The organism is Flavobacterium sp., assembly GCF_021151785.1.
Taxonomy (GTDB): Bacteria; Bacteroidota; Bacteroidia; order Flavobacteriales; family Flavobacteriaceae; genus Flavobacterium.
The window spans coordinates 1-10,553 of sequence record NZ_JAGKWP010000083.1 but is presented as its reverse complement, the minus strand read 5'-3'; the positions used below and the strand labels follow the sequence as shown (position 1 = coordinate 10,553).

Below are 10,553 nucleotides of genomic sequence, written 5' to 3'. Positions count from 1 at the left end.
ATCAAGCGTTAAACCTGATGTAGAAGTAAAAGTACCTCCAGTATAAGCGTTCGTTCCAGCTAATGTTACCGATTGAGCCACTGTTATATCTTTACAGAACGGTGTACCTACATAAGCAATGGTTGCCGTAGGCGCTGCTGTAATAGTTACTGTAGTTGATGTTGAAATAGTAGCACAAGCTCCCACTCCATTCGGAACATAAGTAATTGTATATGTACCCGCTAAACTCGTACTTGGCGTTATAACTCCTGTTGTAGCATCAATGGTTAATCCTGAAGGAGTTGCTGAATAATTCGTAGCACTTGTAGCTCCTGTTAATACCGGAACATAAGTTGACGTATCTGAAGTACACAAAGGTGTAGTGTAAGAGACTGTAGCTGTTGTTGGTGATGCTATTGTTACCGTAGTACTATAACCAGCTGCTGGACATCCTCCACATAAAGGAAAATTAATCGTTACAGTATAAGTCCCTGGCAAACTTGTACTTGGGGTAATAACACCTGTCGAAGCATTAATAGTTAAACCAGACGGAGTAGAAGTATATGTAGGAACGTTTGAAGCGCATGATCCGGAACCAGCTGTAGTAGTCGAAAAAGATGGCGAATACGTTCCTAAATCTGAAGTACAAAAACTAGAAGGAGAATAACTCAAAGTACCAACAACCTAGGAGTACCTGTAAATGTTAAATTCGTCGACGAACCTAAACATATTGAAGCTGAACCAGAAATCGTAACCGTAGGCTGAGCTACAACATGCAATTGAAACGAAGAGGTAATAAAATTCGATGGATTAGCCGCTTCCTCTCTTCTAACATAAATTGTCTGTGGATTACTAATATTCGAATAAGCATTTGTTGGTGTTATAGCATTAACGTCTCCATTAGCGTCGACCTGTGAAGTGTGATAAGTAACAACATAATTTGATGGAGTTAAAGACCCTAATACTATTGGCGTTTGAGGATCAAAATTAAATACAGCAATACCATCATTACTAGCGTCATCACATAAAGTTAAATCAGGTGGATTTGTAATTGGGCATGGAACCTGAATCAGATTGAAATGAACTTCAGCTCTACATCCAGTTCCATCAGGAACATTTTCACCTGCAAAATAAATTATTTGACCATTCGTTCCTGGAAAAGCAGACCACTGAGACATTGGAATCATGTTAACATCATTCATAGCGTCAGCCTGTGTAAGATAAAATCCGTAGTTTTCAAAATCTGAAATAGATTGCCCATTCATAATAATGGGAATAACTGAATTTAAATTGAATAGTGGCGGAGAAATATTATCGCACAATGAAACGGGAGGAGGTGTTGTCAATGTAGGTCCAGGAAAATAATCTACGTCAATAGAATCTGAAACTGGACAAGCAGGACCAAAAGGATAGGCAATTACAGTGTAAGTACCAGGAATATTAGCTCCATTTTGATTAATAGTCAATGTAGGACCTGTAGCTCCTGGAATTATAACACCATTAAACGACCATTGATGCAAAACTGAAGCAGGTAATCCTGTATTCAACGTAGTAACTTCTCCCAAACACAGCGAATACCCGCCTGTTAAATCAACACCTAAATTTACTGGTGTAACATTAAAACTTCCTCCTTGTATAAATACTGCAGAATCATAACCATTATCACCAACATTAGCTATAGCTAACTTGATATGATAAGTTTGACCACATTGTACCGTAGCAGCTGCAGTTAACACAGTTGTAAAACCATCATATTGTATCAAAGAAGAACCTGGTCCTGGAAATGGATTTTGCCCTGATGTAGTATTGTTTACATAATAATTACAATTATTACAAGGGCCATTATTTATAGTTCCATTATTAACATTATTAATAGTTATAGCTGTTGTGGACGATGGAATTAAAGCAATGTTTCTAGCACCACCTGAATAAGGACCCGAAATACCGGGACCACTCAAGAAAAAACCAAAAGCATCATTATATGTACTTGCTGAATATTCAGGATACTCCTCAGAAGCGAAAACATATTGAAAAGAAAGATTTTGCCCTTGAGGTATAAAATCAAATTCTAAAATTGCTACATTTCTAATTGTTTGTCCAGAAAGTAAAGCTAAATCTGGATCCCCTTCAAGAGGGTTTGCTGTTGGATTAGACGAAGAACCTGCTCCATTTGGCCCAATAGCAACTTGAGCTTTACCTGTAGCTAAAATAACCCCAGAATTAATACCCAAATTTGTAGAAACCCCTCCATTAAAAAGACCTGCTTGATCTCTAGAAACGGAAGCATTAGCTGTAGATCCATTAAATTTAACATTAGTAACAGTAATACCTGAACCTAACAAAACATTTTGAACTAATTGTTGAGGGGTAACTGTAGTGTTATTTACTGTAAGCTGAGCATTTACAAACAAAGAAAACAATAAAAATAAAAGTAGCGTAATTCTTCTCATAATAGTTGCTTAGTTGTGTTAACATTTTTATAAACTCCAAATATATAAACTTTAGTTTAAGTACTATTTGTATCTTTGCAGAAAACATGTTAAAATGAGCAGAATTTCGATAAAAAACACAAATAACCCTTCAATTGTTAAATTTGAATGGAATGAAATACTTACAAAAGGTAAAAATTTTGAATTTAAAAACATAGATGAAACGAAAGATTCTCCTTTAGCAAAACAGCTATTTTATTTACCTTTTGTTAAAACAATATATATATCTGGGAATTTTATTGCTATAGAAAAATTTTCAATTGTACAATGGGAAGAAGTGCAAGAGGAAGTAGCAAAACAAATTGAAGAATACATTACTTCTGGCGGAGTAATTATTAATGAAGCAACATTAGCTAAAAAAAATCCAATCACTATTTATGCTGAATCAACACCTAATCCTGCAGTTACTAAATTTGTAGCTAATAAGCTACTAACAAAAACTGCTGTTGAATGCAAAAATATTGACGAAACAAAAGCCGCTCCATTAGCGAAAGATTTATTCAGTTTCCCTTTTGTAAAAGAGGTATTTATTGATGAAAATTATGTTTCTATCACCAAATATGACATTGCTAGTTGGGACGAAATTACCTTTGAACTACGTAATTTCCTGAAACAATATTTGGAACAAACAGATATAGTTGTAGATGAAAATTTAGTAGAAAAAACGGATAATTATAAAATTCAGCAAGAAGAATTTTTTGAAAACCTAGATGTTACTTCACAACAAATTATTAACATTCTCGAAGAATATGTTAAACCAGCTGTTCAAAGTGATGGCGGAAACATTACTTTTAATTCTTATGATGAACAAGCAAACATTGTCAAAGTAACACTTCAAGGCGCTTGTAGTGGTTGCCCTTCATCCACTTTTACATTAAAAAATGGAATTGAAAACATGTTACGCCAAATGTTAAATAACAATACAATTGTGGTAGAAGCCATGAACGGTTAAAAATGACAACAACGGAAATAGAATTATATTTTAAACACATTAAGGACTTAGTTTTAGATTATTCTCCTAAACTTGTAGTTGCTTTAGTCATCCTTTTTGGGGGGTTGTGGTTTACGAGCTTTATTACCAAGACAGCCAAAAAATTAATGCAAAAACAAAATGTTGAAATTACTTTAACGAATTTTTTAGGCAACATTATTTTTTGGACACTACGAATAATGTTATTCATTACTGTGATTTCAAAATTAGGCGTAGAAACTTCTTCATTTGTTGCTATTCTTGGAGCGGCAGGTTTGGCTGTTGGTTTATCACTACAAGGATCATTATCAAATTTTGCTGGGGGTATACTAATTATTCTATTCAAACCATTTCGTGTAGGCGATTCAATTGAAGTTCAAGGAGAACATGGGAGAGTTGAAGAAATCATGATTTTTTCAACTAAAATTATTACTGCTACTAATCAAGTCGTATATATACCAAACGGACTATTATCCAATGGAAAAATAAAAAACTATACTCAATTAGGAACAAGAAGAGTTGATCTTGACATCATGACTAATTATACGAGTGACATAAGTGGTTTAAAAGTAAAATTAGAAAAAATAGCCTCTGCTCATCCCTTATTATTAAGAGATTCTAAGACAGAAGTGTATATTAATCACTTTACCGATACCACTATCCATTTTACTGTTCGAGTGTGGACTGAAAATGCACATCATATGCAAGTCAAATCAGATCTTTTAGAACAAACTAAAGATTTAATTCAATTATAAAAAGAAACCCTAACATTGGTCAAGTTAGGGTTTCTTTTTACTATCTATTTAGGACAAAATCTTTCAAATAAAACGGTTCAAAATAAGCTAAATCAACAAAATCTTTATTTTCATATTTCTCAAAAGAAATTGCACTCATTTCATTAGCCGAAGGAAATTCAATTTCTGGATAGAAATGAAATTTTGCAGCAGTTAATATCGGTTGAAATTTAATAGCTCCATCACCCACCAAATGTATTGGACCCTCCATTTCTTGATATGAATTAGCATCTACTATTTCTGCCTCAGTATTTCTAATTTTCAAATACTTGGAATCAAAACATGCCGTATAAGCCTCCATCCTTCTTGCATCTATCATGGGAATAATCACTCCCTGTTGTATTGTGACTTTCCTAGCCAACAACAATAACGTATCTACTGCTATTAAAGGAATAGATAAGGCAAAACAAAACCCTTTAGCCGCTGAGACCCCTATTCGTAAACCCGTATAAGATCCTGGCCCTTGACTTACAGCTACAGCACTCAATTCTTTAAGAGTGATATTAGATTCTTTGCAAATTTCATCTATAAAAAGATGTAATTTTTCAGCATGAGAAAAATGCTGTTCAGCAATCTCTTTACATACCAACGTTTTTCCATCGTTAGCAATACTTACAGAACAATTTCGTGTTGCGGTTTCTATATTTAAAATAATGGCCATATTTTCCAAATTTCAGCAAAGATACAAAATTGAGCTACCTTATCAATCTCCCTTAATTGGGAATAAAAAAGACACGCTAAAACGTGTCTTTTTCTTAACAAATATAACTAACTTTTTATTTTTTTTCTTTATCTTTTTGTGTTTCTAATCGAACCTTATCATTCGTCATTAATTCTTTAGAAACTAATGTATAAGGCCCTACTATTATTTCATCCCCTTTTTTTAAGCCTTCTAAAATTTCAATATTGGTATCATCTTGAATCCCAGTCTTAACGACTCTAATTTTGGCTCTATCTCCAACTTTAACAAATACACACTCAAATTTTTGATCTTTTTTAGGTGCTTTACCTTCTTTTTTAGCTTCTTCTTCTTCAATTTCAGCAACAACATCTTTCTTTGTAGCAGTAGTATCATCTTTTATTACAACAGCACTAATCGGGACACCCAAAACGTTTATACTTCTTTTCGTTATAATATCAACAGTAGCCGTCATACCTGGTCGAAATGGAGAAAAATTAGCTGGTTTTCCTTCCAATAAATCTTGATAAGATTCTTTTGACAAACGCACTTTTACTTTAAAATTGGTCACCTGGTCTGCTGATGTACTACTTGAAGCCGAATTTGAAATACTTGTAACCACACCTTCAAATTTTCTTTTTAAATAAGCATCAACTTCTACTTTTGCAGTATCACCTATGCTTACTTTAACAATATCATTTTCGTTTACATCAACCTCTACTTCCATATTGTTCAAATTTGCAATTCGCATCAACTCAGTACTAGCCATTCCTTGAGTTCCTAGTACACGTTCACCTAATTCTACATCTAATTTGGAAATGGTTCCATCAGCTGGAGCAAAAATAGATGTACGTTTTAAATTATCATTCGCTTCTGTAACATTTGCTGAAGCCGACTTCATCTGGTAATAAGCCGATTGTTTTGAAGCAGTTGCCACTTCATAAGCTGAAACAATTTTATCCCATTCCGCTTTAGAAATCACCCCTTTATCAAACAATCTTTTATTTCTATCATAATTTGATTTAGCTTCTTTTACTTGTGCTTCTGCTTGGGTTAATCCTGCCTTTGTTGTAGATAATGACGCCACCGTTCTATTAACACCCGACTCATAAATATCAGGATTGATTTTAACCAATAAGTCTCCTTTTTTCACCTGTTGCCCTTCCTTCACATTCAATGCAATAACCTCTCCTGAAACTTCAGATGAAATTTTAACCTCTACTTCAGGTTGAATTTTCCCAGTAGCTGATACTGTTTCAACTATAGTCATAGATTCAACTTTAGCTGTTTCAACCACTTTACTTTCATCATTATTACCTATAATCCCGCCTTTTTTAAGACCAATCAATAACACAATTAATGCTAAAACACTTCCTCCTATAATAAATAATTTCTTTTTTGACATAACTTATTGTTTTTCAATTAATGGAACTCCAAAATAAAATTCTAAAATCTTAATTCTAAAAATATAATCATACTTTGTTCTTAAAACTTCTGATTCTGCATTAGCTAAGGCTGTTTGTGCTTGATTATAATCAAAAACATTCATTAAACCAATTTCATAACGCTCTTTAGCGTATTCGAAAGCTAATTTTCTAGAAGTCAATGAAGCTGTTGCCGCTTCAAAACTTTCTTTTGCTGCTTTTGTATCAGTGTAAGCAGTAAACACATTACGTTCTAAATCTAACTCTTGTTGTTTAAAGTTTAATTTAGTTCTTTCAAAAGCTACTTTTGATCTTTCAACATTATTTCTAGTTGCAAAACCGTTAAAAATAGGCACGGTTAATTGTAAACCAAAATTTTGTCCTTTATTTCTATCAAACTGATCAAAAATAGGATCTGGACCTTTAATCCCGATAGGAACATTATTACTATCAAAAAGGATTCCATCTGAATTAGAAGCTCTAGTTGTAAAACTATAAAATCCCACCAAAGAAGGTAAATAAGCTCCTTTAGCAATTTGTATATCCTTTTTAGCCAATTCAATATTAGCCTGTGCAATTTTCAACTCTGTTCTACTCTCCTTTGCTTTTGCTATTATGGCTTCAGAGGTTTCATTTAAAATAGAAGATAGCATTGAAGGAACATCATCATTAGAAATATCAAAATTTTTAAAATCATCTAATTGTAATAATTGGGCTAAACTTAATTTTGACAATAAAACTGAATTTTCAGCAGCAATTACTTTTTGATTATTGCTAGCTAAAGTAGCTTGTACATCAAGTAAATCTCCTTTTGGCACACTCCCAGCGTTTACTAATTCTGTCGTTCTTGCCAGTTGCTTTTCTGAAAGTGCCTTTTGTTCTTTTTGAACTTTTAAATTTTCTTTATTAAATAAAATTTGCAAATAAGCATTAGCAACATTTAATGCAATATCTTCTTGTATTTTAGTCAGTTGATATTGTGAAGCAATTAGAGCTAAATTAGCTTTTCTTAATTGATTAAAATTTTGTAAGCCTTTGAAGATATCAACATTACTGCTAATTCCAACAGACGTAAACTGAGTGGTTTGATTTTGTAATAACCCTGTAGTAATGTTTTGATTCAAACCAATATTCCACGAATGCGATCCAGAGGCACTAATATTAGGTAGAAAATTACCAATAGCATCTTTTTTATTGATTTGATTATTCTTTAAATCTAATTCAGATTGTTTTACTGAAATATTATTGGTTATGGCATGATTAACACATTCCTTTAAGGTCCATTTTTTATTTTGGGCAAAGGAAGAAAAAGCTGTAAATGCCGTAAGAAGAAGTATTCGATAAGATTTCATCTTTTCACTTATTTTACTTATTTGACCACATTTTAAAAAAAATGTTACAGTTTTCAATTAATATTTTACATTTGGTATCACATTTGCACTTTAAAACAAGATTAAGAAACCTACTCACTGAACTAATGAACTTAAAATTAAAAATTTTGCTTTTTGGATTATTAAATATGAGCTTTTTTGGATGTAGTACTTCTAAAAAAATTGAAGCTATAAAACCACTACCTTCTTCAAATGCTCCAATAGTTTACAGCAACAAATCTTCATTTATCAATATGCCTTTAGAAATCCCACTAAAGGAAATTGAGCACCAGTTAAATAAAAACCTTACTGGATTAATTTACCAAGACTCTATCTTAGAAGACGATAAATCGGAAATGAAAATTTGGAAAACAGCACCTATTACTTTAAAAGAAAAAGACGGTGCTATTATTTCAGTAATTCCTTTAAAAATATGGGCTAAATTCAAATATGGCACCGATTTTATGGGATTAAATGACACAAGAGAAGTTAATTTAAATGGTATAATTACATTAAATAGTAAAGCTACGTTCTTAAATTGGAAATTGAATACTACATCAAGAATAGAAGATTTTGAATGGTTAGAGAGCCCAAGCATCTTGGTAGCAGGAAAAAATGTACCCATAACATACATCATCAACCCAACTCTTAGCTTATTTAAAAGAAAAATAGCTAAAAAAATTGATGAAGCTATTGATAAAAGTTGCGATTTTAAAGAACAAGTTTTTTCTGTTTTACAAACATTGTCTGTTCCTTTTCTTGCAAATGAAGCCTATGAAACATGGTTTAAATTAATACCACAAGAAATCTATAGCACACCAGCAGTAATCAACAAATCTAAAATCACTTTAAATTTAGGTGTAAAATGCGATATGCAAACCATGGTAGGAGACAAACCTAAAAACACTTTTGACAAAACTAAAATACTTATAAAAGCAGTTTCTAAAATACCAAATGATTTTAATGTATCCATAGCTGCTGTTTCAACCTATGAAAGTGCTAGTAGAATTATAACCAAAAATTTTTATGGTCAGGAATTTGGTAGTGGCAAAAGAAAAATAACTATTCAAAAAGTAGACCTTTGGTATAAAGATGAAAAAATGATTATTTCATTAGAGATATTAGGTAGTGTTTCTGGCACTATTTATTTAATTGGAACCCCAAAATATAATGCCGAAACAAAAGAAATATATTTTGATGATTTAGATTATGTTTTAAACACAAAAGGAATCTTAACCAAAACAGCCAATTGGTTATTACAAGGTGTTATATTAAACAAAATTAAAGAGAACTGTAAATACTCGATTAAATCAAATTTAGAAGAAGGTAAAAAAAACATGCTTCCTTATTTAAACAATTATTCACCAATGAAGGGAGTCTTTATCAATGGAAAATTAAACGACTTTATTTTTGAAAAAATGGATTTAAACGAAAAAGCCATAATAGCCTTTATAGCAACATCAGGAACATTAAGTGTAAAAATAGAAGGGATGGATTAAAAGTACAAAGAACGCCTATCTGAATTAGGCGTTTTTTGACATATTTTCTTTTTTTTTGTTCGATCTTATTCTATACACCGCATAGCCTGCTAATGCTACTAAAATGTAAGGGATAGCCATTAGATAAACGATCCCATCATTAATACCTTGAGCAGTTGCTTGATTGGCTTCATTTTGTAATGACGCTCTACACATGGCACATTGACCTTGAACTTCTAAAATTGAAAAACACAAAAAAAGCAACAAAAGGCCAACAGAGTACGGTGCAGCTAAAAACTTAATCTTATTCATGACTAATAACCTTTATTTAATATAATAAGGAGAAATCATAACATAAACTACCACACCGGTAATCGCAACATATAACCAAATTGGAAAGGTAATTTTTGCTAATTTTTTATGCCTATCAAAACTAAAAGACACAGCACTAACATAAGTAAATAACACAAATGGAATAATTACAACTGATAAAGAAATATGTGTAACAAGTATGAAATAATACAAATAACGAACATTACCCACAGTCATTTTTTCAATTTCATCTAACACGCCATCATGATTTAGATCCCCAAATTTTGCAGACACCGATGTCATATGATAAGCCACATACATTACTAAAAAAGCTAAAGAACAAATAATAGCCACTTTCATTAAATTTTCATGTAATGTTTTCTTTCCATTTTTTATAGCTAATACAGCCAAAACCAAAACTAAAGCTGTTACACCATTAATGGTCGCGTAAATTGGCGGTAACTGATGTAGAGGTTCAACATCATAACCTAATTTTTGCAAATTAACTCCAAAAAGAAGAGCTACAACCAGCGGTATAACAATTGATACCGCAACAATTAATTTTTTGTACTTGTTTTCTACAGATTGATTCATTTTATTCTTCTAATAATAATTTAATATCTTCTTTAATAGCTTTTATTCCAGCTTCTTCTAACCCATCATAATATAGTATTGGATTTCCGAATTTATCTTTTCTACATCGAATCTTACCTTCTTTATCAATTAAAGCAAATAATCCTGAATGTTCAAAACCTCCTGCCACATTATTGTTTTTTCCAGCATAAATATTAAAACCCTTATTAGCCAAATTCATAATATAATTATAATTTCCTGTTAAGAAATGCCAATTTGGATGCTTTACTCCTAAATCTTTAGCATGCTGAAGCAAATGTGAAGGAGTATCGTTCTCTGGATCTATTGTAATCGAAGCAATACCGAAGTTTAAATTCCCATAAAATTCATCTTGCAATTTTAACATATTTTGATTCATTCTTGGACAAATAGATGGACAAGAGGAAAAGAAAAACTCAACTACATAAACTTTCCCTAAATAATCT

The 10,553-nt window shown here is 32.0% G+C and carries 10 protein-coding genes and 1 pseudogene; 3 read left to right on the top strand and 8 right to left on the bottom strand.

The features are described from left to right. Both QZ824_RS08940 and QZ824_RS08935 read right to left on the bottom strand, forming a co-directional pair. Window positions 1-651, bottom strand: a pseudogene (locus QZ824_RS08940) (adhesin); the annotation flags it as partial. After that, window positions 648-2,429: a choice-of-anchor L domain-containing protein gene (locus tag QZ824_RS08935; protein WP_291275677.1), complete on the bottom strand. Its 1,782-nt coding sequence runs from the start codon at window positions 2,427-2,429 to the stop codon at window positions 648-650. The gene QZ824_RS08935 and the pseudogene QZ824_RS08940, both read right to left, overlap by 4 nt. 94 nt (window positions 2,430-2,523) lie before the next feature. Here QZ824_RS08935 and QZ824_RS08930 point away from each other — a divergent pair, with 94 nt between their 5' ends. Beyond that, window positions 2,524-3,420, top strand: a complete 897-nt coding sequence (locus QZ824_RS08930; protein ID WP_291275676.1) for a NifU family protein — start codon at window positions 2,524-2,526, stop codon at window positions 3,418-3,420. Between the two features lie 2 nt (window positions 3,421-3,422). Then, window positions 3,423-4,193: a mechanosensitive ion channel domain-containing protein gene (locus QZ824_RS08925; RefSeq protein WP_291275675.1), complete on the top strand. Its 771-nt coding sequence runs from the start codon at window positions 3,423-3,425 to the stop codon at window positions 4,191-4,193. A gap of 40 nt (window positions 4,194-4,233) precedes the next feature. Here the strand turns inward: QZ824_RS08925 and tsaB are convergent, their stop codons facing one another. The 3 genes from tsaB to QZ824_RS08910 all read right to left on the bottom strand — a co-directional run bounded on the left by tsaB (window position 4,234) and on the right by QZ824_RS08910 (window position 7,687). Next, entirely contained in the window at window positions 4,234-4,893 is a 660-nt protein-coding gene (gene tsaB, locus QZ824_RS08920) for a tRNA (adenosine(37)-N6)-threonylcarbamoyltransferase complex dimerization subunit type 1 TsaB (RefSeq protein ID WP_291275674.1), read from the bottom strand. A gap of 115 nt (window positions 4,894-5,008) precedes the next feature. Continuing rightward, the gene (locus tag QZ824_RS08915; RefSeq protein ID WP_291275673.1) at window positions 5,009-6,316 is read right to left on the bottom strand and encodes an efflux RND transporter periplasmic adaptor subunit; all 1,308 of its coding nucleotides are present in this window, start codon (window positions 6,314-6,316) and stop codon (window positions 5,009-5,011) included. Window positions 6,317-6,319: 3 nt separating this feature from the next. Further along, window positions 6,320-7,687: a TolC family protein gene (locus QZ824_RS08910; RefSeq protein WP_291275672.1), complete on the bottom strand. Its 1,368-nt coding sequence runs from the start codon at window positions 7,685-7,687 to the stop codon at window positions 6,320-6,322. A gap of 125 nt (window positions 7,688-7,812) precedes the next feature. On the opposite strand from QZ824_RS08910, the gene QZ824_RS08905 reads away from it, so the two are divergent. After that, window positions 7,813-9,204 (top strand): DUF4403 family protein, encoded by a 1,392-nt coding sequence (locus QZ824_RS08905; protein WP_291275671.1) that lies wholly within the window; start codon window positions 7,813-7,815, stop codon window positions 9,202-9,204. 24 nt (window positions 9,205-9,228) lie between these two features. On the opposite strand, the gene QZ824_RS08900 is transcribed toward QZ824_RS08905, so the two are convergent. The 3 genes from QZ824_RS08900 to QZ824_RS08890 all read right to left on the bottom strand — a co-directional run. Next, on the bottom strand, window positions 9,229-9,495 hold the full coding sequence (locus tag QZ824_RS08900) for a hypothetical protein (RefSeq protein WP_291275670.1): 267 nt from the start codon (window positions 9,493-9,495) through the stop codon (window positions 9,229-9,231). Between the two features lie 12 nt (window positions 9,496-9,507). Further along, window positions 9,508-10,089, bottom strand: coding sequence for a DUF420 domain-containing protein (locus tag QZ824_RS08895; protein WP_291275669.1), 582 nt, complete (start codon window positions 10,087-10,089; stop codon window positions 9,508-9,510). 1 nt (window position 10,090) lies between these two features. Beyond that, a partial coding sequence (locus tag QZ824_RS08890) for an SCO family protein (protein WP_291275668.1) occupies window positions 10,091-10,553 on the bottom strand: 463 nt, incomplete at its 5' end.

Bases quoted from the DNA above. Each gene is read 5' to 3' on its own strand.
- QZ824_RS08930 (WP_291275676.1), top strand. From the start codon at position 2,524: ATGAGCAGAATTTCGATAAAAAACACAAATAACCCTTCAATTGTTAAA.
- tsaB (WP_291275674.1), bottom strand. From the start codon at position 4,893: ATGGCCATTATTTTAAATATAGAAACCGCAACACGAAATTGTTCTGTA.
- QZ824_RS08915 (WP_291275673.1), bottom strand. From the start codon at position 6,316: ATGTCAAAAAAGAAATTATTTATTATAGGAGGAAGTGTTTTAGCATTA.
- QZ824_RS08895 (WP_291275669.1), bottom strand. From the start codon at position 10,089: ATGAATCAATCTGTAGAAAACAAGTACAAAAAATTAATTGTTGCGGTA.
- QZ824_RS08905 (WP_291275671.1), top strand. From the start codon at position 7,813: ATGAACTTAAAATTAAAAATTTTGCTTTTTGGATTATTAAATATGAGC.
- QZ824_RS08935 (WP_291275677.1), bottom strand. From the start codon at position 2,429: ATGAGAAGAATTACGCTACTTTTATTTTTATTGTTTTCTTTGTTTGTA.
- QZ824_RS08900 (WP_291275670.1), bottom strand. From the start codon at position 9,495: ATGAATAAGATTAAGTTTTTAGCTGCACCGTACTCTGTTGGCCTTTTG.
- QZ824_RS08910 (WP_291275672.1), bottom strand. From the start codon at position 7,687: ATGAAATCTTATCGAATACTTCTTCTTACGGCATTTACAGCTTTTTCT.
- QZ824_RS08925 (WP_291275675.1), top strand. From the start codon at position 3,423: ATGACAACAACGGAAATAGAATTATATTTTAAACACATTAAGGACTTA.